Origin of the sequence: Vibrio vulnificus CMCP6 (genome assembly GCF_000039765.1) — a bacterium.
Lineage (GTDB): Bacteria > Pseudomonadota > Gammaproteobacteria > Enterobacterales > Vibrionaceae > Vibrio > Vibrio vulnificus_B.
In genome coordinates, this window is sequence record NC_004460.2 from 1,443,376 (window position 1) to 1,469,867 (window position 26,492).

General features: G+C 49.6%; 15 protein-coding genes and 1 pseudogene. 4 read left to right on the forward strand and 12 right to left on the reverse strand.

Annotation, left to right across the window (positions count from 1 at the left end; all coding sequences use genetic code 11):
* The first annotated feature begins 130 nt into the window (after positions 1–130).
* Complete coding sequence (locus VV1_RS21260; protein WP_193387267.1) at positions 131–1,660, forward strand: SNIPE associated domain-containing protein; 1,530 nt, start codon at positions 131–133, stop codon at positions 1,658–1,660.
* Positions 1,661–1,897: 237 nt separating this feature from the next.
* Positions 1,898–2,814: pseudogene (locus tag VV1_RS21265) on the forward strand (hypothetical protein).
* A gap of 169 nt (positions 2,815–2,983) precedes the next feature.
* On the opposite strand, the gene VV1_RS21270 reads toward VV1_RS21265, so the two are convergent.
* From VV1_RS21270 to VV1_RS21325, 12 genes are all read right to left on the reverse strand, one after another.
* Entirely contained in the window at positions 2,984–4,681 is a 1,698-nt protein-coding gene (locus tag VV1_RS21270; protein WP_011082201.1) for an RluA family pseudouridine synthase, read from the reverse strand.
* An 86-nt stretch (positions 4,682–4,767) separates the two neighbouring features.
* Complete coding sequence (locus VV1_RS21275) at positions 4,768–5,736, reverse strand: GGDEF domain-containing protein (RefSeq protein ID WP_011082202.1); 969 nt, start codon at positions 5,734–5,736, stop codon at positions 4,768–4,770.
* A 131-nt stretch (positions 5,737–5,867) separates the two neighbouring features.
* Positions 5,868–8,969, reverse strand: coding sequence for an efflux RND transporter permease subunit (locus tag VV1_RS21280; protein WP_011082203.1), 3,102 nt, complete (start codon positions 8,967–8,969; stop codon positions 5,868–5,870).
* On the reverse strand, positions 8,966–10,288 hold the full coding sequence (locus tag VV1_RS21285) for an efflux RND transporter periplasmic adaptor subunit (protein ID WP_011082204.1): 1,323 nt from the start codon (positions 10,286–10,288) through the stop codon (positions 8,966–8,968). The genes VV1_RS21280 and VV1_RS21285 overlap by 4 nt, the downstream gene beginning before the upstream one ends.
* Entirely contained in the window at positions 10,275–10,931 is a 657-nt protein-coding gene (locus tag VV1_RS21290) for a TetR/AcrR family transcriptional regulator (RefSeq protein ID WP_011082205.1), read from the reverse strand. The genes VV1_RS21285 and VV1_RS21290 overlap by 14 nt, the downstream gene beginning before the upstream one ends.
* A 123-nt stretch (positions 10,932–11,054) precedes the next feature.
* A complete protein-coding gene (locus VV1_RS21295) occupies positions 11,055–12,062 on the reverse strand; it encodes a substrate-binding domain-containing protein (protein ID WP_011082206.1) in 1,008 nt (335 codons plus the stop codon).
* A 181-nt stretch (positions 12,063–12,243) separates the two neighbouring features.
* On the reverse strand, positions 12,244–13,251 hold the full coding sequence (gene mglC / locus VV1_RS21300) for a galactose/methyl galactoside ABC transporter permease MglC (RefSeq protein WP_011082207.1): 1,008 nt from the start codon (positions 13,249–13,251) through the stop codon (positions 12,244–12,246).
* A gap of 10 nt (positions 13,252–13,261) precedes the next feature.
* Positions 13,262–14,770, reverse strand: a complete 1,509-nt coding sequence (gene mglA / locus VV1_RS21305; protein ID WP_011082208.1) for a galactose/methyl galactoside ABC transporter ATP-binding protein MglA — start codon at positions 14,768–14,770, stop codon at positions 13,262–13,264.
* Positions 14,771–14,875: 105 nt separating this feature from the next.
* A complete protein-coding gene (gene mglB / locus VV1_RS21310) occupies positions 14,876–15,850 on the reverse strand; it encodes a galactose/glucose ABC transporter substrate-binding protein MglB (RefSeq protein WP_011082209.1) in 975 nt (324 codons plus the stop codon).
* A 358-nt stretch (positions 15,851–16,208) separates the two neighbouring features.
* On the reverse strand, positions 16,209–19,307 hold the full coding sequence (locus tag VV1_RS21315; protein ID WP_011082210.1) for a beta-galactosidase: 3,099 nt from the start codon (positions 19,305–19,307) through the stop codon (positions 16,209–16,211).
* A 90-nt stretch (positions 19,308–19,397) separates the two neighbouring features.
* Positions 19,398–20,273, reverse strand: a complete 876-nt coding sequence (locus tag VV1_RS21320) for a MalM family protein (protein ID WP_043921208.1) — start codon at positions 20,271–20,273, stop codon at positions 19,398–19,400.
* A 69-nt stretch (positions 20,274–20,342) separates the two neighbouring features.
* Positions 20,343–21,584: a carbohydrate porin gene (locus VV1_RS21325; RefSeq protein WP_011082212.1), complete on the reverse strand. Its 1,242-nt coding sequence runs from the start codon at positions 21,582–21,584 to the stop codon at positions 20,343–20,345.
* An 833-nt stretch (positions 21,585–22,417) separates the two neighbouring features.
* Between VV1_RS21325 and VV1_RS21335 the strand changes: the two genes are divergently transcribed.
* Together VV1_RS21335 and melB are read left to right on the forward strand one after the other, a co-directional pair.
* Positions 22,418–24,538, forward strand: coding sequence for an alpha-galactosidase (locus tag VV1_RS21335; RefSeq protein WP_011082214.1), 2,121 nt, complete (start codon positions 22,418–22,420; stop codon positions 24,536–24,538).
* A 363-nt stretch (positions 24,539–24,901) separates the two neighbouring features.
* Entirely contained in the window at positions 24,902–26,275 is a 1,374-nt protein-coding gene (gene melB / locus VV1_RS21340) for a melibiose:sodium transporter MelB (RefSeq protein WP_011082215.1), read from the forward strand.
* Positions 26,276–26,492 lie beyond the last annotated feature (217 nt).

Genomic DNA, 26,492 nt, shown 5'->3' on the forward strand with positions numbered 1-26,492 from the left:
GTTCGTAACTTGTGTCGGCACATAACACTGATTAACTCACACTTTATGCATATAATTGTCGCTAGAATAATAGCTAAATAAGTATAAACGTATATATTAGTTTCATAACTGTTTAGGTAGGATGTGGTAAATGGAAACAATCTCGTTAATATACTTATTTTCTTTCGCTTTAGTTATTTTATTTATTATTTTTCTCTTTTTAGTTAGGAGGTCTATAAAATTAGGTGGGAAATTAGAAATTACAAGAACTCAATTGTTAGTGGCAGAAGAGGAAGTTGAAAAGTATAGAGAGAAATATGCCAAGGTCATAGACATTGAAACTGAATGTGAGCAAATAAAAAAACAACTAGAATCAGATAAGAAGGAAATTGAAGATAAGGAACGCAAAACACTACACGAAATAGAACTAAAGAGAGATGAAGCGATTACGAACCGTCAATTAGCAGAACAACAAATCAGAGACTTAAAGAGCGACTACATAACTAAGAAAGCTACCTATGACTCTTTGACTCGTCAAATCGCAATTTTTAGTGAGGACATTGAACTTATTGAACTGGGTTTTTATGAACCAAAATTCGATTTTGATGCATCCGAAGTATTCAAAGAAGAAATAATTAAATGTAAGGAAATTCAGAAGAGTTTGTTAAAGAATAATAATTCTTCTTCTGGTGCGATTTATTGTAGTCGAGAATGGACGGTGGATGGTTCTCGAAGTGAAGGAAAGAAAATGACGCACAAGAGTATTCGCCTTACCGCTAGAGCTTTCAATAATGAGTGTGAAGCAGCGATTGCCAATTGTACGTGGAAAAACGTAACAAAGATGGAAGAACGCATAAAGAAAGCTTTTATTGCAATAAATAAACTAAATGAGTCGAATGCGATATATATAACTGAGCTTTATCTCATGGAAAAATTAAAAGAGCTCCAGCTAACTTATGAGTATCGAGAAAAGAAGCAACGTGAAAAAGAAGAACAGGCAGAAATTAAAGCACAGATGCGTGAAGAGGCAAAAGTAGAAGCTGAAATTAAAAAAGCTGAAGAAGAGGCCATTAAAGAAGAAAAACGTTATCACAAAGCACTAGAAGCAGCTAGAAAAGAGCTAGAGAAAGCGAGTGATGAACTCAAAGCAGAATTAGAAAAACAAATTGTGCATTTACAGGCAAACTTAGAAGAAGCTGAGAAAAAACATCAACGCGCACAATCAATGGCGGAGCAAACTAAACAGGGGCATGTTTACATAATTTCGAACATAGGTTCATTTGGAGATGATGTTTACAAAATAGGCATGACTCGCCGTTTGGAACCAATGGATAGGGTTAGAGAGCTTGGGGATGCTTCTGTGCCATTTACATTTGATGTACATGCAATGATTCATACTGATGATGCTCCGATGCTAGAGAAGAAACTCCACGATAGGTTTGATGGTCAGCGTTTAAATATGATTAACCGTCGAAAAGAGTTTTTTGGTGTCTCGTTGGAAGAAATAAAATGTGCGGTTAATGACTTTACTGGACAATCTGTGGAGTTCATTGAAACAGCAGTCGCACAGGATTACTACGAAACACAGGCTATGAACAAACAGCGACTTGCTCGAGAGGGAAAATTGAACCAAGAGTTACCGCGATCTAACTCTTTACCCCAATTCGCTGATGTTTTGTAGAAAACAGTATCCAATAGACATAAAGAACTGATTCAGCAAAAAACGCCACTCCCCGAGTGGCGTTTCACTTCTTAGCCTCTTGCTCCACCTTTAAGACTCAGAACGAAAACAGCGTCAGCTCGCAAGGGTTGCGCTGTTTATGCAATGGGTGTCACTTCTGTGATAGTTTCCCACTCCTAACCTGAGAATGCGTGATCCGATTTTGGAGCCACGCATCATTTCACGTCAGGAGGAACTATGGCAAAGCGAATACTTTTTATTCATGGCCGAGCGCCGAAACCAGACAAAAACGATTTACAAACATTGTGGTTCGACGCCATTCAACATGGCTTATTACGAGATTACGGCGAAAGCCGTGTTCAGGCGTTTAAGCAGATAGAAAAGCGATTTATCTACTATGGCGATCTTTCAAACGAGCTGCTCGACGCGCCAACCGAAGATCCGCAAAGTCGTATTGATGCGCTGAAAAAACTCAAGCAATACCCACGCAATGGCTTCACCAAAAAGAACTACAAGAAGGTCTCAAAAGCGGGTTTCTTAGCGGAAGCCTTGGCAGACACATTCTCGGCGGTATTGGGCCATTTAAAACTGGCAGAGCCGCTGATCACCAGTGTCGCCCCCGATATGGCGCATTACTGGAATGAAGACAGTTATTACGGCAGTGACTTGCGTTCGCGACTGACCAAAGATCTGAAAGAAGCACTTGATAGTGGGATGAGGTCATGATGGTCGCGCACAGCTTGGGCAGCATGATCAGTTACGATTGTTTGTGGAAGCTCTCTCATTACGGCGAATATCGCCACGACTACGGCGCTGAAAAGAAAGTCGATCTCTTAGTCACTTTAGGTTCGCCGCTGGGGGATGAAAACGTGAAGGCGCGTTTGAAAGGCAGCAGCTTAAGCGGTAAAAAACGCTACCCACTTAACATTGACCAGTGGTGCAATATTTCAGCGGAAGACGATTACATTTCTCACGATAATCGCATCAAAAACGATTTCAAAGAGATGCTGCAACTAGGCTTAGTCAAAGGCGGGATGAAAGACATTTACCCCATCTACAATTTGTGTGTGAGAGATGGGCAGTCCAACCCTCATTCTGCGATTGGTTATTTGGTTCATCCGAAGTTCGTTACCGTGCTGAACCAGTGGATGTAGCAGTGGGTGAGTTGCTAACGGCTCAAACCGATTAGCGATAGTTCGCTCTATTTACTCAATGGCCAGTGGCATTACTCAGTGGCACCGTAAATAGAGCGAAAATGTTGAGTCGAGATTGGTTTGGTATGGCGCTTGTTGAGCGCCAGCGCCACACGCTCAAAGGCACGAGCTAGAATTCGGCATCCACTTGAAAATGCATGCGCTCTTTGCTGTAAGGGTGGTCAAGTTCAAGCGATTCCGCGTGCAAGTGCAGCCGGTTGGCTTTTTCACCATACAACCCATCGCCGACCATCGGCATGTGCAAACCAAGGTGATGAGCACAATGAACGCGAAGTTGGTGAGTGCGCCCCGTTCTTGGGTAGAGGTAAAGCTTGCTGCGGCCATCGCGAGTCTCAATCAACTGCCAATCGGTATGCGCGGGTTTTCCGTGTTCAAAACAGACCAGTTGGCGCGGTCTGTCGTCTGGGTCGCCTCGCATGGGCAGGGTGATTTCCCCTTGGCTTTGCGGCACTTCACCTTCCAATAGCGCCACATAACGCTTTTGCACGCCACGAGAAATAAACTGCTTTTGCAGGCTCTTGTTGGCGCGACGGGTGAGGGCAAACACCAATAGTCCCGATGTCGCCATATCTAGGCGGTGAATCACAAACGGCCCTTCCACGTCAGGGAATAGCGCTTGCAAACGGGTATAAGCGGAATCGGTAATGGTTTTTCCCGGCACCGATAACAGCCCAGACGGTTTGTTGACAACGACCATCGCCTCGTCTTGATAGACGATTTCCAGCTCTTTGTCTTCTGCCCAGTTTTCTTCCAGCGGGTTCGGGTCCATGTTCAGCCCTTGCAGCATATGGCCCAAAATGGGGTGGCATTTACTGTGGCATGATGGGTAAAACTTTTTGTGTTGGCGCACTTCCGATTTCGGCGACACACCCCACCAAAATTCCGCCATTGCCAGTGGCTTCAAGCCGTGGGTAAAAGCGTACTGCAGCAGTTTTGGTGCGGCACATTCGCCAGAGCCTGCTGGCGGCACAGGGCTGGTGGTTGGTGCGAAAATCGCGTTGAGATCGCTCTGCTCCCCGCGCACATTGAGGAAGCGATACTGAGCAAACAATTTGTGTTGCAAGGCGTTCGATAAGGTTTTGCGCTGCTCTTTGAGCGTATCGAGTTGAGTAAGCAGCACTTGCAAACGTGCCTCTTCACTGGCGAGTTGTTCATCCCACTCCAGTTTGAGGTATTTGAGTACGTTTTTCTCAGCCACGCTTTGTTTGGCGAGATCATCCAACACCGCTTTGAGCGCATCGCCAGTGAGCGTTGCTTCCGCTTGCTCGCGCTGTTGCTTGCGTGCGGCGCGCCCTTCAATCATGGCTTGGCGTTGGGCTTGTTCTTGCGCTTGGTAAGCTTGGCGGTCAGCCTCAATTTGCTGGCGAAGTTGTGCCAGCTCTGCGCTTTGCGACAACTGTTTTACTTGATGATTGATGTCGGTGATTTCCGACAACTCGCGGCGGAAAAAGCTCTCTTCTGCGAGCATGTCAAACACCGGTGGCACAAAACCGGGCAATAGGTTTTGGTCGGCAATTTTGCCCGAGAACGCGCTCAAAAAGCCGATATCACCTTGCGCATTTTCAACCAACAGCACGCCAAACATTTTGCCAATCGCGCTTTCATCGTCACTCACCACTTCGCCGTTCAACAAGCCAAAGTTGTGCTGCCACTCTTGCTGAGTGAGCAAATGCTGTTGCAACTGCTCTGCCGCTAATACACACAACGGATGCGGTGTGTAGTAAAACGGGAAGGTAAAGCGCTCGGGCAGGGCGTAGCCGTCGATAACGGTGGTGAAGGGGGTAAAGCAAGGGTCCGGCGTGTGCATGAGGGAGTCCGCGCAAGTCAAAAAATCGAGCGAGGATTGTACCTATTTTGCTTAGGATTTCCATCGCTCGAGGGCATTGAGTCACATCAACTTCGTGGCGTTTTGTTGCCTTTTTGCTGGTACATGGCTTTATCTGCTTGAGAAAGAAGCTCATCCAAACTGATGTTGGCATCGGGCTCGACCGAAACAATCCCCGCGCAGAAGGACAAATCATAGCCTCGGTTGGCGCTTTGGTTGTAGCGTTGCAAGGCTTCGGTAAAGCGTTGAATGGCGATTTGCGCCACAGAGCGAGACGCGCCAGACATAAACACCACAAACTCATCTCCACCCAGACGGGCAAAGACATCAGACTCGCGGAAGCTCTTTTTCATGGTATCGGCGAACGCTTTGAGGGCGAGGTCGCCTTCTTGGTGGCCAAATTGATCGTTGATCGGTTTAAAACCGTTGAGATCTAAATAGGCAATGGAGTAGGGGTAATCGCCCACTTCGCAATAGGCCATGCTCTTTTTCGCCAAGGTCATAAAGCCACGGCGGTTGGAAATCTGCGTCAGGTCATCAATGGAGGCGCTGTGCGTGGCGGCGAGTTCTCGCTCCGCCATCTTGGCCAGATCGATCAAATCCAAACGCTCGTCTTCGTTAAGCGTGCGCGGTTTGGTGTCGATGATGCACAATGTGCCTAAGCAGGAGCTGTGTTCAAACATCAACGGAACGCCAGCGTAAAAGCGAATGTGTGGCTCACCGGTCACTAATGGGTTGTCGGCAAAGCGTGCATCTTGGCTGGCATCTTCCACAATCAAGGTGTCAGCGCCAAGAATGGCGTGGCCGCAAAAGGAGATATCGCGTGGCGTTTCACTGGCATTCAGTCCAAAGCAGGATTTAAACCACTGGCGATCCTCATCCACCAAACTGACCAAGGCGATCGGCACATCAAACAGCCGACGCGCGATGCGAGTGACGCGATCAAAACGTTCTTCCGCGGCGGTGTCTAAAATGTTGAGCGAATGGAGATCCGCGATGCGCTGCGGTTCGTTGTCCGGTTTTTTGGGTGTTTGCATTGAGTTGGCCAGTGAATGAGGATTGCATTAACTATAGTTCAAAGCGCCATATGGGGTTGCCAGCAAGGTCACAAAGCGAGGGAGCGAGGCGCTGGGCCTCGCTCGTTTGCCGATTATTTACTCATTTTGCTTCATATCTCTTGGTGTTTATGTACTAAACCAAAATCGGCCAAAATGGCGTAAGCGGCTGGGATCATAAACAACACCAACAAGGTCGAAGCAAGGATGCCAAACACAATGGAAATGACCAAAGGTTGGATAACCTGCGCTTGCAAGCTGGTTTCGGTGAGCAGCGGCAACAAACCTGCTGCGGTGGTCATGGAGGTGAGGAACACGGCGCGAAAACGCTCACGGCTCGCTTTCACCACCGAGTCGTGCACGCTGTCGCCTTCATCGACATGATGGCGAATGTATTGCACCAGTAAAATCGAGTCGTTGACCACAATCCCCGCCAGCGAAACAAAGCCCATCATGCTTGGCATGCTCAGCGAATGGCCAAGCAGAATGTGCCCCCAAACCACGCCAATAAAGGCAAGAGGAATGGCAAGCATCACCACAAAGGGTTCCAAATAGCTGCGGAACTGGTAACTCAAAATGGCGAACACCCCGAACAAGCCGAGCAAAAAGCCTTTGCCCATTGAAGAGCCTGTCTCGGCGGTGTCTTTGGCTTCCCCTTCAAAATCAAAGCGTAAGCCGGGGTATTTTTGCATCAATTTCGGCGCTTCTTGCTGTTGGAACTGACGAATGATCGCGGTGGAGTTGGCTTGCGTGTTGTCTACATCGCCAAACACGCTGATGGTTCTTAGCCCGTCAATGCGTTGAATGCGCACGTAGTTACGCTGAAAATCGAGCGTAGCAATGGTGGCGAGCGGGATCTGGCTGCCATCGGCCATCATGATCGGGAAGTTGGCTAATTGCTGCAAATCGCCCGCTTGCACTTTATCCAGCCGTACTTCAATCGAAATATTCTCCACGCCGAGTTGGATTTCATCGGCGGTTTGACCAAAGAAAGCCGCGCGCAGCTGGTTGGCGATCAACTGGCCGTTAATACCATACACTTCCGCGCCAGGGCGCAGTTTGACCAACACTTCTTCTTTGCCCATGCGCATGTCATCCAACACCCCATGCACACCGGCGAACTGGTTGAGGTATTGTTGAATGTCGATAGAGGCGGCTTTGAGTGCATCGAGATCATCGTGTTTGGCGCGGATCTCAATTGCGCGTCCACCCGGGCCCATGGTCGGTTGCTTAAACACCAGTGAAATTGGTGCGGCCAACTCGCCGACATCATCACGCCATGCGGCAATAAACTCGTCAATCACCGTGTTGCGGCTTTCTGCGCCGAGCAGATCCAACCGCACGGTGGCGATGTGTGGGCCCGATTCGTTAGCATCGGCATTGGCATTAAATTGGCTGGTGATATGGCGCACCAAAGGCGTGCCGTTTTCCTTCTCTTTACTCCACTGGCGATCCAGCTTTTGCGCAGAGGCGACGATTTTATCAACCACGGCTTCGGTTTGCGCCAAAGAGGCACCGGGCGGCAAAATGATGCGCGCCTCGGCGATATCGCCATCAAGCTCTGGGAAGGGCTGGAATTTCAATAGCCCGCCCGCCAAGGTCGCGGCAGAAATCAGCAGCAGCGCTAACACGCCACCCATAAAGGCGTAGCGAAATTCCACCACTTTTTCCACGGCATTGACCAAGGTGGTATTGCGAAAATGCTCAAAGTGTTCGAGTAAGGTTTGCTTGAATTTGAGGTCCGGTTTTTCCTGTTTTTGCTTGTGCAGGGAATGCGCCAAATGGTTGGGCAGAATGAGGAAAGCTTCCACTAAGCTTAAGGTGAGCACCAAAATCAGCACTTGTGGCACCGCTTTGAGTACCGCCCCCATTTCTCCTTGTAAAAACAACAAGCTACCAAAAATACACACGGTGGTGAGGAAGGAGGAAATCACCCCCGGCAGCACTTTGTTGACCCCTTTGATCACCGCATCGTCGATCTTCTCTCCGCGATCAAGGTGCGCCGCAATCGACTCGGCAATCACGATGGCATCGTCCATCATGATGCCGATCGCCATCAGCAGCCCAACCAGCGACATGATGTTGATGGAGAGGCCAAGTTGCGCCATCAAAAACAGCCCGCCAAGAAAAGCCACCGGCAAACCGGCCGCCACCCAAAAGGAATAGCGCAAACTGAAGAACAGCCACATGGTGGCAAACACCAGCACGATACCCTGCCAGCCATTTCTCACCATCATGGTGAGGCGATCCCACAAGACAGACGAGAGATCGTTGGTCATTTCCAGTTGCACGCCATCGGGGGCGATCGCCTGCTGGTCGGCAACAAATTGGGTAACGCGATCTTTGATGCGCAGGGCGTCGTCTTCTTTGTTCTTGCTGATTTTCAGCAGGGCTGAAGGGTGGCCATCAAACAGCACTTTTTGCTCATCGAGCTCGAAGCGGTCGCTGATGGTGGCAATATCGCCCAAGCGGATTAACGAACCATTGGGCCCAGAGCCCACCACTATGGTGCTGAGCTCTTGTGGCGTGACGCGACGTTCATCAAAGCGGATCAGAAAATGTTTGTCGGGCGTTTCCACATTGCCACTGGGGAGCTTGACGTTTTGGCGGCCAATTTGATCGGCAATATCGCCAACGCTTAAACCGAGCTGACGCATCGCTTGGGTATCGAGTTCGACGCGATATTGGTGATCGGAAAAGCCTGCCACGCTGACCAAAGAGACGCCATAATCTAGCTTTAACGTCCGCTTAAGCTGCTCTGCATAGGCTTTGAGTTCCGGCCATGTGGTGTCGGCGGTAATCGCCACATCCACCACGGGTTCGTTCCAATCAAGCTCCTGCACCACAGGGGATTCGATCTCTTTGGGGAAATCGTTGATGGCGTTGATTTGCGTTTGCACATCCACCAGCATGCGGCTGATGTCCGCTTTCTCATTGAGCTTGAGGATTAAGCGTGCCGAGCCTTCAATCGCTTCACATTGGGTTTCGACAATGTTGGCAAGGCCATCCACGGCATCTTCCATGCGCACGCAAATGCTCTCTTCCACTTCTTGGGGCGACGCACCTGGATAGACCACCGCCGCCATAATGTAGGGCGGATCAAACTCCGGAAAGGTTTCCCGTTTGATGGTGGAGAGTGACGAAATCCCGAGGATCAGCAGCGTCAACATCAACAAGTTGGCTGCGGTCGGGTGTTTGGCGAAAAAACGAATCATGAGCCACTCTCCTCTGGATTCGCCTCGCTGCTGGCTTCTTTCAACTGCATGCCTTCAATCGCAGGCAATAGGTCGTTGACGATCAGTTTTTGCCCGTGGCTGAGTTCGCCATCGATCACCACTTGGTTGTCGCGGCGGAATAACACCGTGACCGGCACGATGCGCAAGCGGTTTTGCTCATCCATCAAATAGATTTTGTTGCCATGCAGCGCACGCTCGGGGATGACCCAATTGGGGTTGGCTTGTCCTTCAATGTAAGCGCGAACAAACATGCCATTGACCAGTGGCGGCAATGAGGTTGGATTGAGCTCACGATAGTCTTGTTCTATCTCCAAAATCACCCCAGCGGTGGCTTGGTTGGCATCGACCGTTTCGCTCACCCGCGCCACTTTGGCTGGCCAACTGGCGCTTAAATTGCCGCTGCTCAGCTCAATGTAAGCTTGAATAAAGGTCATGTCCGGTTGCGGAATGCCCGATTCGTCGCGCGCGAACTCGCCCAAGCTGGCGGCGAGGGTTTGCATGTCATGAATCGAGAGCTGTGCTTCCACTTCCATCACATCAATACCGTGCGCGGTGACCATGGTTTGCTGCTGGTTAACCACCTGATCTTGTTCGATGTCCACCTGCGCGATGCGCAGATCGTACGGCAGGGTGATGATGGTTTTTTCCAGTGCGCGCTTGGCTTCATCCACCTTGGCGTTGTTGACCTTGATCAGTGCATCTGCCACCCGTTTTTCGTCCGGCATGAGGGCGATTTGGTTTTCAATGTCGAGCACCAATTTGCGCTGGGAAAGGGTGGTTTGTTCTTGTTGATCGACATCCGATTGTGAGTTCAGCCCTTTCTTACGCAAGTTCTGTTTGCGTTCGAGCTCTTTTTTGGCAATCGCGAGGCGGTTGGATTCGATCTTCAAACTGCTTTTGAGGTTTTGTTCTTCTTGATTGAGCTTAGCCAAAGAGGTTTGGGAAGATTTGAGGTCGGCTTGAGCTTGCACCAGTTTGAGTTGGTAATCGAGCGGGTCGATACGCAAAATTTCTGTGCCGGCTTTGAGTACTTGCCCTTTCTCTAAACGCGGGTGACGGTAGATCACCTTGCCCGAGACTTCAGCAATCGCCTTCCACTCCACTTTGGGGGCCACTTTGCCAAAACCAATCGCCAAAGGGGCAACGGCTTTGAGTTCCAGCGGCAGGGTTTCTACCAAGCGAGCGCGATCATCAGCAGGTTTCACTGGCAGTTCGGGTTTGAGTTTGACCGCCAGCACCAACACCAGCACGCCCACCGCCAATGCGGGGAAAAAGAGCCATTTTTTATTGAGGGTCATGGGCTGCTCCTGAGTCCAAAAATCCGTGTTTCATCAGTTGAATATTGTGTTCAAACAAGCGGTTGAGAAAAGCTTCATTCAGTTCAATGCCGTGAATCGCCAGTAGCGCAGGGGGCGCCATAAAAGGAAACACCATCAAGCTGATAAAGGTGATGCGCGCTAATTTTGGGTCTACGCCTTGGCGCAATATGCCGCCTTCTAACAAGCGATCGAAGATCAACCCTTGCATCGGTTGGGTGATGTCGTTCATCACTTTTTCCATTAATTTGCGCTGGGTATCGGAGGGTGCCATACGCATCACTTGCGCAATCAAGCGGGGAAACTGAGGCACTTTGACCATTTCACGGTAATAAGTGCGCATGATATCGAGCAGGTTTTTCTCTGAACTTTCGAGCACTAGGGCTTGCATCTGTTTTTGCATCGGCGCGAGGGTTTCTCGCAGCATGGTCTCGAACAGCCCTTCTTTGCTGCCAAAGTAGTAACGGATCATCGCCACATTCACGCCTGCTTTTTGCGCGACTAAGCGGGTGGAGACGTTGTTGTATTCCATCACAGTGAACAACTCGCGTGCGTGGTGAATCAGCAGTTGCCTTGTGTCGATGTTGTGCGTTGGCCGTCCTCGGCGTGGGTTGAGTTCCGTCATCAGCCGCCCTTCAAAATTAAACGTGTGATGAATTATAGGCGGCTGAGTCTGACGGTGATACGCGAATAATTAATCAATATTTCATCAAGTGATTAATTACACAAAAATAGTGTCGAATGGCGGTTATTTTGCAGGCGCGCCGACAGAGGCTCGGCGGATCAGCATGGGCAAAAAGAGCTTGTGCTCTTTGCGCTCAGGTACCTCACCATTGGCCAATTGTAGCGACATTTTTACCGCCTCGTTGGCCATCACCTGAATCGGATAGCGAACCGTGGTTAAGCGTGGGTAGATATAGCGTGCCACGTGGCCATCATCAAAGCCAATGAGCGACATCTCTTCAGGAATGCGAATGCCGTTTTCCAGCAACAACGAGAGGCATCCTGCGGCCATGTAGTCGTTGTATGTCGCCAGCGCGGTGATGGGGAGGTTCTTCGCCATGATGCTGATCATCGCCTGCTCGCCGCCGGTTTCGTCTGGCTCACCATATTCAATGTATTCATCGCGGATCTCGATGCCGTTGTCGCGCAAGGCATCTTGATAGCCCGCGAGGCGATCTTTGGCGTCGTCGATGTTGTGGCTGGAACAAATATAGCCAATGTGTTTGTGACCACTGCGGATCAAAAACTCCGTCGCAAGGTAGGAACCGCGATGGTTGTCGAGCGCAATGCAGCGCGATTCGATGCCTTTCACGACCCGATTGATCACTACCATAGCGGGAATTTCGTCCGCCAGTGAGACGAGTTCTTGGTCACTCATGCCTTTGCTGTGCACCACCAAAGATTCACAACGGCTGTTGATCAACAACTCAATGGCGTTACGCTCTTTGTTGGCGTCGTGATAGCCGCTGCCAATCAACAACTGTTTGCCTTGTTCGCAGGCCACGGTGTCGATGGCTTTGACCATGGTGCCAAAAAAAGGCGCAGAGACGTCATTCACCAAAACGCCAATGGTATTGGAAGATTTGCTCACCAGTGCACGCGCGTTGGCGTTGGGACGATAGCCCAAAGATTGCATTGCTTCTTTGACCGCGACGATTGCCGCTTCGCTGGTGTGAGGGGCGTTATTGATAACGCGTGAGGCGGTGGCTATGGATACGCCAGCCAGTTTTGCCACGTCTTTGATGGTCGCCATAAGGGATTACTTTTGTTGTTATTGTTCGTTTACGCCGCCATTTAACACCGCCCACGGTGATAACTCAAATGGCAACCGAATAAATGTCGGATAAGCTCAAGTTTCGAGAGGATTTTTCACCGGAGTGAGTCAAAAAAGCCCTGCCGGTAAGGGCAGGGCGAGCGCTAGGCGCAGTTGGGGGTTATTTTTTGTTGGCGTATTTCATCGAATCGAGCGCGACCGCGAAGACGATGATGGAACCTTTAATAATGTATTGCCAGTATGGGCTGACGCCGATGTAGGTCATACCGTAGTTGATGACGGTGAAGATCAACACACCCGTGACAACACCAGCAATGCTACCGACACCACCGGCAAATGAAACGCCGCCGACCACACACGCGGCGATGGCATCGAGCTCGTATAGGAAGCCCAAGTTGTTGGTGGCACTGCCGATACGGCCAGCTTCCAACATACCGCCAAAGGCGTAAAGCACACCAGAAAGGGCATACACTTTCAACAAGGTGAGGGGGACGTTCACACCAGACACTTTGGCCGCTTCTGGGTTGCCACCCACGGCGAAAATGTTTTTGCCAAACACGGTTTTGTTCCACAGCACCCACATAAAGACAATGGCGATGATGGCGTAGAAGGTGATGTAGGAGAAACGGAAACCACCGAGGTTGATAAAGCCTTGCGTAAAGGTGGTGAAACGCTCGTCAAAGCCCGCAATCGGAGAGGCGCCCACGGCATCGTAGTAAAGCGAGTTGATGCCGTAAACGATGATCATAGTGCCTAATGTGGCGATAAAAGGCGTTACTTTCAGGTAAGCAACGATAACGCCGTTGACCAAACCGATGATGGCACCGATCAAGCACACGCAAATGATCACCGCGACGATGGGCACTTCGCCAATGCCTGGGAACACTTTGTTGACGTTATCGATCGATTGCAACAAGGTGGCCGAAATCACCGCCGCCAAACCCACTTGGCGGCCGGCGGAAAGGTCGGTGCCTTGGGTGACAATCAGGCCGGCGACACCGAGAGCAATGATGACGCGCACGGAAGATTGAGTCAGGATATTACTTAAGTTTCTCAAGCTAAGAAACGATGGCTCTTGAATAACAATAACAGCCAGTAGAATAAGGAGAACCGCGTATATTGCGCTCTCTTTTAAATGCTTTAATGCGAAAGATTTAACAGCGTCCATAATTCATTCCCTAGAGATAGCGAGAAGCCAGTTCTAATATTTCATTCTGTGAAGTTTCTTTGGTATTAACGATGCCCGCTGCGCGGCCATTACTCATGACTAATATTCGGTCTGTAATACCCAGTAATTCAGGCATTTCCGAAGAAATAATAATGATGCCTTTGTTTTTCTTGGCTAATTCGAGAATTAATTGGTAAATCTCAAACTTGGCGCCAACGTCGATCCCGCGTGTCGGTTCATCCAGCATGAGGATTTCCGGTTGCGTGAGTAGCCAGCGGCCAATGATGACTTTCTGCTGGTTACCCCCCGACAAAGAGCTGATGTGGGTTTGATGAGAGGGCGTTTTCACGCGCATGGAATCAATCACCCACTGCGTGTCACTCTTCATCTTTTTGTCGCTGAGTAGGCCCATTTGGGTTTTGTACTCATCGACGTTGGCCACCAACGCATTGAAGGTGATGTCGAGGTTGCCGTAGATGCCGGTGGAGCGACGTTCCTCGGTCACGAGGGCAAAACCGTTGTTGATCGCTTCATGCGCATCGCGGTTTTTCATCTCACGACCATGCAAGCGAATGTGCCCTTCGCTGCGTTCGCGTACACCGAAAATCGTTTCGACGATGTCGGTTCTGCGTGAACCCACAAGGCCCGCAACGCCTAAGATTTCGCCCGCTTTCAGTTCAAACGACACATCTTGAATCGACGGTTGGTTGAGCGCGGTGAGGTTTTCCACTTCCAAAATCACATCTTTCGGTGTGTTGGTTTTTTCAGGGAAGCGATGCGTTAATTCGCGACCAACCATCATGGCGATGATCTGGTCCATATCGAGCCCTTTGAGAGGGCGAGTGTCGACCCATTGTCCATCGCGCAAAATGGTGATTTCATCGCAGATAGCAAAGATTTCTTCCATCTTGTGCGAGATGTACACCACGCCACAGCCTTTCTCTTTCAGCTTGTTGATGATGGTAAACAGGTGGCTGACTTCTTTTTCCGTCAGCGATGAGGTGGGTTCATCCATGATGACGATTTTGGCGTCATAGGAGAACGCTTTGGCGATCTCAACCATCTGCATTTGTGACACGGATAAGGTCGCGACTTTGACTTTAGGATCGATATCGATATCCAGTTCGGCAAAGATTGCTTTGGTATCGCGATACATTTTATCGTGATCAACAAAGAACCCTTTCTTTGGGTAACGACCGAGCCAAATATTATCCATGACGGAGCATTGTTTTACTTGGTTCAATTCTTGGTGAACCATAGAAACACCGGATTCCAATGCTTCTTTTGATGAGGTGAAATTCACTTCCTTACCGAGAAAGAGAATATTTCCTTCATTCTTCTCGTAAATACCGAATAGACATTTTAATAGTGTTGATTTGCCAGCCCCATTTTCTCCCATTAATGCATGAATAGAATGAGGGCGAACGTTTAAATTAACCTTATCTAATGCCTTTACCCCAGGAAACTCTTTACTTACTCCTGTCATCTCCAACAGGAATTCATGTGTTTGATTTACCATGGTCTCTCTTTATTTCGTCAATGGGCGGACAACAGAAATGTTCTCTAACGACAGTGTGACAATGAAGAAAGCGCATAGGGGGAGCACGCTCCCCCGGGCACTAAATTAGTTCAAGGTATCTTTATCAACGCCAACATAAGGCACGCGAACAATTTTGTTCACGACTTGCCAGCGAGTGCCTTCAGCAGGCTGTTTGCCATCGGCGAGGTTGCGTGACAGTTCAAAGGTCGCTTTCGCTTGGGATTCCGCATCGTTGAGTACGGTACCCGCCATGTCGCCAGATTTGACCAGCGCCAAGGCTTCAGCTAGGGCATCAACACCGTACACAGGCAGTTTCACGCCCGCGCCGCGCAGTGCTTCTACCGCGCCCATCGCCATGCCGTCGTTGTTGGCAATCACCACTTCGATTTTGCTGCCGTTAGGGCCAGAGAGCCAAGCGTCCATTTTGTCTTTCGCCATCGCGGTATCCCACATGCCCGTATCCATGTGCAACTCTTCGGTTTTGATGCCGTTTTCATTGATGGTTTGCACAGAATACGTGGTGCGTGCTTCCGCATCTGGGTGGCCAGGTTCGCCTTTTAGCATTACGTACTGCAGTACGCCATCGCCGTTTTTGTCCCATGCTGGGTTGGCTTTCCACGCTTGCGCGATGAGATCACCCTGAATGATGCCCGATTCTTTTGAGTCGGTACCGACGTAGTACGCTTTGTCGTAGCTCGCGAGCGCTTGTGGGCTTGGTTCTTTGTTGTAGAACACGATAGGCACATCGTCCATTTTCGCTTTTTGGATGATGGTTGGCGCGGCCGCAGGGTCAACCAGGTTAATGGCCAGCGCTTGCACACCACGAGCCAACATGACGTCCACTTGGTCGTTTTGCATCGATTGGCTGTTTTGCGAATCGTTCATCAGAATGCGAGTGCTTTTGTCTGATGCCGCTTCTTTTTCAATCGCTTGGCGTACAACCGACATGAAGTTGTCGTCGTACTTGTAGATAGTAAATCCAAGGGTGGTATCCGCTAGAGCTTGTGTTCCAAAGCCTACACCAGCAGTGAGCAGAGCAAGTAGAGTAACCTTTCTCATAGAAAAATCCTGATTGTTTGTTATTGGTTTGCTGTAGGGGTAATTCGTTATCTGCAATTAATTTTATAATTGGTGAAAACGTTTACCCTTTGAGTATAGTGACAAACGAATCAATTAATGTGAACTAGATAAAAATTTCACCAGATTTGTAATTGAATGTTAATGTTTGTAAGGGTTTTGTGATTTGAGTGTGGTTTTTTATCTTGCGTGTAAACGTTGGTCAGAAAGGTAATGATCGAGAGCAAAAAACACGCACTAAAACGACAAAACCAAGCCTTAGACGTAAAATCAAAGGCTTGGCTTATCGGGTTTGGCCTAGAGGGAAAGCCTAGTGGGAAAGCCTGGAGGCGAGCAAACGCTAGCGTGAAGCCGGGCTAAATCGCAACTGGTAGCGGTAGTGTTTCTCCGTTAATTGGAATTCTTTGTGCACACTTGGGCTCCAAGAATCGTCACCGCCAACCCCCATGTGCTGGTGGTCTAGACGCAGGTAAATCCGCTCTTGCGCTAGCAAATCATGGGTATGTTTCGCTTCTGCCAATTGTTGCTGAGCGTATTGGCTAACACTGAACTGGAAATCACCCGAGATGGCCAACTCGTTCACTTGCAGCCACTGCGTGCCACAACGCAGGCCGCTGTCGGTTGGGAAGATGTACGGTGTGTGCATCTGCGCCAGTGTTTGAGTATGTAAGCCAAAACGTGCTGCGGCTAAGCGATCTGGGTAGTTTTCAAATGGGCCTAAGCCTTGCCATGTGATCGGCGTGTCGGCTTGGTGAAGCGGCAGTTGCAACTCCAAGCCAATACGCGGCATCGGCGGCAGAGCATCTGCCAATGTGACGTCGACATCCAATAGCATCTCGCCATCGTTGCTGAGTGTGTGCGTCCACTGGGTAATGGCTTGCACGTCGCCGCCAAAGTGGTAGGCAAACGTGGTGGTCACGACCACGGCGTGAGCGAGCGTTTCGCTCTCGCACTGGACGCAATGACGCTCCCACTGACCAATGCCCGCCATCTCCCAGCGGCACACCCAAGCATTGGGATCAACGTTATCCACTTCACTGATGCCGATGTCGTTATCCAGCGGGGCGCGGAAGAAGTTGTCTTGCGGCGCGGCCAGCATTTGCGCTTTGCCATCCACGTTCCATTCCATCAGCAAACCGCTTTGGCTATCCCAGCGCCATTGATGCTTTTCATCCAGACTGCTGACCACAATGGCGTGGCCGTTTTCGGTCAGCTTGGGTGCAGGCTGTGTGCGCAAAGTTGGCATGGCAAGGCCAGCGTGATTGCGCAGCGCCATTTGCTCTGTCGCCACCACATGGCCAGCGGGAGCCCATGACGTCGCTTCAATAAGGCAGATGTCGGTATTTAAGTAGTATTGCGCCTGCGCTTTTGGCGTGAAATTCAGCGCAATTTCAAGGCGTGTTTGGCTGTCAGCCTCTACGCTAAGCACCTGTGAACCCGTTTGGATGACTTGGCCATTTTCCAACAGTGACCAGTTCAATTGCTCGTTATCAGTGGTACGGAACAGGTTCTCGTTGGTCACCAACAGTGTGCACGCTTTTTGGGTTTGCTCTTGCAGCGAGACGGTGATCATGCGCTGGCAGTATTTTGCTTCTTGCAACGTTGGATGCACGGTGCGATCGGGGAAGATCAAACCGTTGATGCAGAACTGGCGGTCATTGATTTCATCGCCAAAATCGCCGCCGTAAGCCCAGAAGTGCTGGCCGTTTTCATCCCATTGGCTCAAGCCTTGGTCGACCCAATCCCAAATAAAGCCGCCTTGTAGGCGTGGGAACTCGCGAAAGGCCGCCCAGTATTCATCAAAACTGCCTAGGCTATTGCCCATGGCATGGGCGTATTCGCACAAGATCAATGGGCGCGTTTCGTTGGGGAGAGAAATCCATTTTTTGATTGGCCATTTTGGCACCGCTTCATCGGCAACAAGGGTATTCACGCGAGCGTACATCGGCGCAATAATGTCGGTTGCCGTGGTGTTTGAACCGCCGCCTTCGTATTGCACAGGGCGTGACGGATCAAAGTTTTTCGACCAAGCGTACATCGCATTGTGGTTGCTGCCGTGGCCCGATTCATTACCTAAAGACCAGATGATGATTGATGGATGGTTCTTATCGCGCAGGACCATTTGGGTGTAGCGACTCATGTACGCGTGCGCCCATTGCGGATCGCTCGATAAGCGGCTCATTGGCTGCATGCCGTGGGTTTCAATGTTTGCTTCATCACACACGTACAAGCCGTATTGGTCACACAGTTCGTACCAACGCGGATGGTTCGGATAGTGAGCGGTGCGCACTGCGTTGAAGTTGTATTGTTTCATCAGGCAGATGTCGCGGATCATATCCTCTTCTGTCATCACATGGCCCAGCTCAGGATGATGCTCGTGGCGATTGACCCCGCGGATCAGCAGCGGCTTGCCGTTGAGCTTCAATTGACCCTCGCTGATTTCCACTTTACGAAAGCCCACAGGGTACGCTTCGCTCTCGAGATGCGTGCCATTTTCATCCAACAGTGAAACAACTAAGCGGTAGAGGTTCGGTGTTTCCGCCGTCCATTTCTTTGGCTCGCGTAGGTGTAGGGTTTGGAATACCACATCATCATTCCAAGTGCCCCGCTCGTCGATGCGACGGTTGTGTGGGCGAGCGATGTTTGGCTCAGTGACCGCTTGTGTACCCTCAAACAATTGAACCTGTACTTGATAGGTTTCTGGCGCTGCAATGGTGGTGACGATGGAGAGCGAGCCGTCGCGATAGCAGGCGTCGAGCTCCGGCGTGATGAACACATCTTCAATGCAGTGTTGTGGTTTCGACAGCAATGTCACGTCACGGAAGATACCGCTTAGCCACCACATGTCTTGGTCTTCTAGATAGCTGCCATCACACCAACGCATCACCATGACCGCGAGCGTATTTTCCCCCGCCACGAGATGCGATGTGAGATCAAACTCGGCAGGCAAACGGCTGTCTTGACTGTAGCCAACCCAAGTGCCGTTACACCAAAGATGGAACGCCGAATTCACACCGTCGAAGATGATGCGTTGGGTGTTGAGCAAATCTTCTGGCGACAACGATACCCTAGTGCGGTAGCAACCGGTTGGGTTATCACTTGGTACAAACGGCGGGTTTACGTCAAATGGGTATTTAATATTGGCGTAAATGGGTTTGTCGTAACCTTGCAGTTGCCAGTTAGACGGCACGGGGATCTCATCCCATTCCGCGTCATTGAAATCGGCCTGCGTGAACTGGCCATCCACCTGCTCTGGCGCATCAAACAGTTTGAATTTCCATTGTCCATTTAGCGATTGACGCTGGGCGTGAATACCATCGCGAGCATGGGCCATATCGCGAAAACTGGCGAGTGGGCTATGTGCCTTTAGGCAGTGAATGTTTACGGATTGCGGGTTTTCCCAGTCGCGTCGTTGGAGAATTTCTGAAAATGCAGTCATGGCTTTCCTACTTAACTCTTTGTTTCTAATTTTGTTTTGCTACGGAGTTTGAGTCCGAAGCGAGGGTGTCTTTGCTTTTGTTGTGAAGCGTTATTTTGCCAATTGCTTCACGAGATAATCTTTTGCGTGGGTAAAGCCTTGCTCACCCGCTTGATTGGCAATTGCCGCCGCTTGTTTTACGTCGTTGTCTTTGAGCGCTGCATCGATTTGAACTTGGTACAGTGTCCATTCGTCTTGTGCTTTAGGCGATGCAGCAGGGGATAACTCTGCTTTCGCGGTGTCGTTGGTTTGCGTGCCCAATTCCGCCAAAAGCGTTAATACCGCGTTGTTGTCGGAGGCACTCGCCGTGACATCAATAACGCCAAAAGGTTGGAACTGCGCTGTGAGCGGAAGCTGTTTATTGCCAATGACGTTTTGCCTTTCTGCATAAACTTCTTTTGGGTGCTTGCGAGTCAATTCCATGCCAAGCATTGTCGAATCTGAAGCGATGACCACGTATTTCGCGCCATTAAGTGGTGGGTTCACCGTGATCACTTGTTCAACACGCTCTAAGCCGCGCATGCCCGTTGTGTGGTAGTTAAAGTCTTTCGCCGAATAATCCGATAGAAGCTGCCATTTCGCGTCGTAAATCATGATATTCGCAGCAAATAACGAATTGTTGTCAACATAAGAGCGAACGAGCAGTGAAAATGGCACGTCAGAAGTGATTTGGTAGCTCATCACTGGAAGCGGTTGGGATGAAGCAGAATCTGAAGAAAGTAAAACCGCACTACTCAAGCTTGGCAGATTTGCATCCATAACCACCTGTTGGTGGAAAGGAATCGATAGGGCGGTCAGAGGCAAAGTATCTAACGTCGAGCAACATTGCGGATGGCTCAAATCGGTATTGAAAGTTTGCTCTGGTAATCCACTACACGCGCTAAGAGACAGAGCCATGAATAGAGTTGCTAGCGGTTTTAGTTTCATCTGCGTTGTCCTTTGTGGGGTGAGCGAGTTACTCACCCCGTTGGGTTCAAAAATAGTTGCGGGATTGGGTTACCACCATGTTTCGACGTTGAAGCCAAAGGTGATTTCGTCAATGCTTTGTCCACCAGTGCTGCGAGCATGGCCGTAGACTTCGCCGCCACGGTTCCACTCGTCGGTTTTCTCTGAGTAGGTCGCGAACAAGCGCAGTGATGGACGAGCCCAAACGCCTTTGCCAGCTTGGAACATTTGCGCCACAGTCACTTTGTACATGTCGTTGGTACCAGCGCCGTTTTGTGCTTCTACTGATTCGTAGCCAACTTCAAGTGCGGTGGCCATGTAATCTGTCCAGCTGTACTGAGGACGAGCGCCTACACTGAACCATTTCTCACCTTCGTTGTTGTCCAGGTTTTTGTTTTGGTAAGCGATGGAGTACATCACTTGGAAATCTTCATTCACGTTAAGATCGCCAGAGTTGAAGAGACGCCAGCTGTAACCATCGTGCTCTACGCCTGTGTTGTATTTACGGTTTGAGCCACCTTCAGCACTCATCAAACCGCCTGCAAGCGCATCCGTACCGTATTGGAAAGCGAATGTGTTTGAACCATAGTTCCAAGCTTGACTGTAAAGTGCCGAAAGCATGGCACCAGAAGTGGTGATGTCACTGTCGTCATAGCTAGAGTTTTGCGTGAACACGTAGTTCAAACCGACCGTAAGGTCTGCACTGTCACTCAGTTCAATGCCGCTTAAACGTGCGTCGATGTTGTGTAAGCTGCGGCCATCTGCGCTGGAGTTTGGCGCCATCCATGCGATGTGACCTTTAGCAAAACCAAGATCCCAGTTTTCAATACCGATACCTGTGCTCGATGTATCCCAGTATTTAATGTCGATCATGTGCACTTCATGACGACGGTAAAAACGTTCGCCCGCCCAAACAGTGGCATCCGCTTGGTCTTCAAACAGGCCGTGACCCGCTGACCACATTTGGATCACGCTAACGTCACCCCAGCTTTCACCGCTACCAAGGTAAAGGGTGGTATCAAAGTACGCTTCACCTTGTTGCCAAACATCAGCTTTCAAGCCTGCTTCCCACCAGTTCAGTTCGTTACCCAAACGGTAGTTACCATAACCTTGACCAGCACGAATTACATCGTTGCGTTCGCCTTTGCCACCATTGTGTTCATCGTTATCGGTGTAAATGTTGCCCCACTTGGCGTAGCCAAAGTAAGTGATGTTCTCCACTGCAGCCATACCAGCAATCGGTGCTAGGGCGAGGGTGAACCCAAGCGCTCTGACAAGCGTCTTTTGTTTCATGAAGTGTCTCCATTCTATTTTTATGGATTTATTTTTTATTGGTTTGAGTCCTAACTCGCTGCGCAGTGTAAATAAACTATGGAAACGTTTTCATGATGAGCTTGGCATTTTTGTCGTAATGAGGGGGTAATTACCATTTTGTGTGATTTTGATCTCTTAAATTGAGGTTTCAAGCGCGATTTCAGATTGATTTTAAACCATGCAGGTTGGGAGCGTTTACTTTGACTGGCGGAGTTTGGGTTGGGGTATTGGAGTTGATGTTGTTTAAGATGCTGATTTAAATTGGCTTTTAGCTAAGGAAAGGCAGTTGTTAGGAAGAAGAGGAAAGAGCGCCCAATTGAAATCAACTGGGCATGTGAGACAAGGAAGCACATACACCAAGTGGTTCGCGGGCGCACTGCACACGAGCATTTGCTGTATCGTCAAACTGGGATTTTGAGTTAGGACCCAAGAGAGACACTTCATAAAGAATCTCGAAGCCTCAAGAATACGGTTGTCGGCTAACCACTTCAAGAGGTGAGGAGTTTAACTGAATGGTCTGTAACCTTATTTATGATTTTGTTGTTGTAAGGCAATGAATTGAATGGTGAAAAAGTCCTTATAAATCAACTTTGTATTTGAGTTTTTGTGCAGGGCTTTAAAGAATTCAGTAACCAAAGAATCTGAAGTGTTTTGGCGCTGATCGCTGCGTAATATAAGAAGGAATATAGCGTAGCGGGCGATGGCACAAGTTTGAAAAATGGCTGGAAACGTTTTCATGATTTTGCAGTGGCTCACAGATTATTTTGTCCGTTTCATTATGATGCGGCGTAATTTCTCGTTTTTAGGTAAGCATGATGACGAACAAAACAGTGATTGAGTTAAGTGGTCGGGAAACTCAGTTGATGGTCGAGCTCGGCGAATACGCGGAGATTCTGCACTGGGGAAACAAGGTTCAGGGGGAGCTTGAAAGCGCTCGCGTTGCACTGCATCGTCCGGTGCCATATGGTCGCCTTGATACTGATGTTGCGATGACACTGCATCCTGAGCTTGGCCGCGGTGTGTTCAGTAGCCCCGGTGTGGAAGGGCATCGTGAAGGACAAGATTGGGCACCCGTGTTTGTCATCTCCCATGTTGAACACGGCCAAGGTTCCATCGTGATTCAAAGCGAAGATGCGATCGCGGGCCTTCGCCTGACAACAGAGCTGACTCTGGATCAGCATGATGTGGTCAAAACGCGCCACACACTCACCAACATTGAAGCGGGCCTATACCAAGTGAACCGCTTGGCGAACACTTTGCCTTTGCCTGCCCGTGCGAACGAGTTGATGACCTATTACGGGCGCTGGGTTCACGAGTTTCAAACCGTGCGTCAACCTTTGCTTCAAGGGGGCTACCAACAAGAGAACCGCCGTGGACGCACTTCCCATGAACATTATCCCGCATTGGTTGCTGGCAGCGCGCATTTTGACGAAATGAGTGGCGATGTATGGGGATTCCATTTCGCATGGAGTGGCAATCACAGACTGCGTGTGGACGTGAAAGCTGACGGTCGCCGTTATATGCAAGCGGAGGTGATCTATCTTCCAGGTGAAGTGGCACTGAAAGAGGGCGAAAGCCTGACTACGCCGTGGTTGTACGCAAGTTACAGCTGCTCGGGTCTTAACGGCATGAGCCACCATTTCCACTCACACGTCCGTGATTCGATTTTGCCTGAGGATTTTGCGAACAAGCCTCGTCCGATCCACCTTAATACGTGGGAAGGCATCTACTTCGATCACGATCCAGAGTACATCATGTCAATGGTAACCCAATCGGCGGAGATGGGCGTTGAACGCTTTATCATTGATGACGGTTGGTTCAAAGGGCGCAATGGCGACAAAGCCGGGCTAGGGGACTGGTTCTTATGTGAAACCAAGTATCCGAATGGTTTGCAACCGATCGTCGAGCACGTCAACAAACTGGGTATGGAGTTTGGTTTGTGGTTCGAACCAGAGATGATCAACAAAGATTCAGATTTGTATCGCACGCATCCTGATTGGTTATTGGCCGTTGAGGGTTACGACCAGCCAACCGGTCGCAACCAGTATGTGATTAACCTGCAAAACGATGATGCGTTTAACTTCCTGTTTGAGCGGTTGGACCATTTCCTCTCGACTTACAACATCGCTTACATCAAATGGGACATGAACCGTGAAGTGGTGCAGCCAGCGCATTTAGGCCAAGCGGCAGCGCACAATCAAACCCAACGTTACTACCAGTTAGTCGATAAAGTTCGTGAAAAGCACCCGAACGTCGAGATTGAATCTTGCGCGGCGGGCGGTGGCCGTATCGATTTTGAGGTACTGAAACGTACGCATCGATTCTGGGCGTCAGACAACAATGACGCACTTGAGCGTCAAACCATTCAACGCGGCATGAGCTATTTTTTCCCGCCAGAGGTGATGGGCAGCCATATTGGTGCCAGCCATTGTCACAGCACGCGCCGTCGCCATAGCATCGAGTTCCGCGGGCTTACGGCACTGTTCGGCCATATGGGGATTGAGCTTGATCCTGTGAAAGAAGAGCAAGCGGAAAAAGAAGGTTTTGAGCGCTATATCAAGCTGCACAAAATGCTGCGGCCACTGCTGCACAGCGGCAGAACTTGGCGTGTACCAACCGATGATAAAGCACATCAAATTCACGCGGTGGTGGCAAACGATCAATCGCAAGCGGTGGTGATGATTGCTCAGCTAGCGATGCCGACGAACTCTCTAAGTGGGCATTTGCGCATACCGGGTTTAGATCCACAAGCGATATATCGAGTGACGGTATTGGATAAACCGTCTAACTACGATGACATCGTGAATTACCAGCCGCCATGGACTGAATCGGGCTGTGAACTGTCTGGCGCATGGTGTGAAGAAGTTGGCTTAACCATGCCAATTCTTGATGCAGAAAGTGCGATGTTGGTGACGTTCGAACGTATTCACTAAGCCATTCCTATTTAGACGATTTTATCGTTTCTCATTGGTTTTCTATCGCCGTACAGACATCAGGTTTGTACGGCTTTTTGCGTTGTTTTTTATTAGTGGGGGTGAAATCGTTTTCATGCTTAACGAGCGTAAAGTGCTGATAAAATGGCGTAAATGACACAATCTCCTGGCATTAATAGGTCCAAATATTGTTCGATATCTCATTTTTAAAACTTGTCTGTAAACGTTTCCATAAAGCGGTTTTTGATCACAGTAAGGCATTCAGTGTGTGAGTAGCATTAGCATCGAAAACTAAATAAAAGACGTCGACGTTATGAATTCTAGTTAGGGGAATGAATAGCAGTACGACACTAAGGAATGATTATGTCTGAAAAAATTACGCTACAAACCAAACTGTCCTACGGTCTTGGTGCACTCGGTAAAGACTTTGCTTGTGCACCTATCTACATCTTCTTAATGTTCTACTTTACGGACGTGGCCGGCTTGTCTGCTGCTTTCGTGGGTACCATCTTCTTAGCCGCTCGTATTATCGATGCGATTACTGACCCAATGATGGGGGTGATCGTCGACAATACACGTTCTAAGTTCGGTAAGTTCCGTCCTTGGATTGTGATTGGCACGCTGTTAAATGCGATTGTCTTAGTTGGCCTTTTTAGTACGCACATGTTTGAAGGGACAACGCTTTACATCTACGCGGCCGCGGCTTACATCCTTTGGGGTTTAACTTACACCATTATGGATATTCCTTATTGGTCAATGATTCCTGCGCTATCAAGTTCTCGCCAAGAGCGCGAGAAGCTGGTGGTATGGCCACGTTTGTTCGCGAGCCTTGCATGGTTCATTACGGGGACTTACGGTCTGCACATTGTCGGCGAGCTGGGTAACGGCAACCAAGGCGACGGTTTCTTTAATGTTGCTATGTTGATTGCCGTTCTGTTTGTGATGAGCGCATTCTTGATTGCGCGTAACGTCAAAGAGAAAGCGGCGCCGGCAAACGCGAAACCCGCAGAGAAATTCAGCTTCAAAGATGTACTGACTATCATCGGTAAAAACGACCAGCTTAAAGCGCTAATCGGCACGGTTCTCTCTTTCCAAATTGCGAACCTATTGGTGGGTGGTTTTGCGATTTACTACTTCTCTTACGCGCTGGGTAACGCAGAGCTATTCCCAGTTTACATGGCGGTGGCAGGCGCGGCAGAAGTAGCGGGGGTGTTCTTGTTCCCTCGCATCGCTTCTCTACTACCACGTAAACTGCTGTGGCCTATCGCTTGTGGTTTCCCAATTCTATCTTGTGTGCTTCTGCTACTGATGGGCTTTGTTGCGCCAGCTAACGCTCTGATGATTGGTATGGCGGGTGCGGCAATTAAGTTCGGTGTAGGTATCGCGAACGCACTGCAAACGGTCATGCTGGCGGACGTTGTGGATTACGGTGAGCACAAAACCGGTCGTCGTAGCGAGAGTGTTATCTTCTCAGTACAAACCATGCTTGTGAAATTCGCAGGCGCAGCAGGTGGCTTCATTGTCGGTGTGGGCTTGTCGGTTGTCGGTTACGTCCCTAACGTAGAGCAATCGTCAAGCACCATCATGGGGCTTGAATTTATGATGATTGGTCTACCAGCCATCATGATGACCATCAGTGGTGTGATTTACCAACGCTACTACCATCTGCATGAAGGGTTTGATAAGTCTGCGGTTGAATCTGAGGTAAAAGGAACGGGTTCTTTGGCTCAAGCCTAACCCGAACAAGTATCAGTCTGGCGCAGCGCCAGACTGATGTCATTGCTTTGCATTGATGATTCCGTGTTACCGTTAACGTTTTTATACTCACTTTGCTCAAATAGCCTCTTCGCTCGTCATCCTCGCGAACGCGGGGACCCATCGTACAGTGACTGCCTTGGCTCAGTGTTACGACTGTGTTTACGTGTTGCTGTCGGTTTGGTCTATGTTGCGGTAA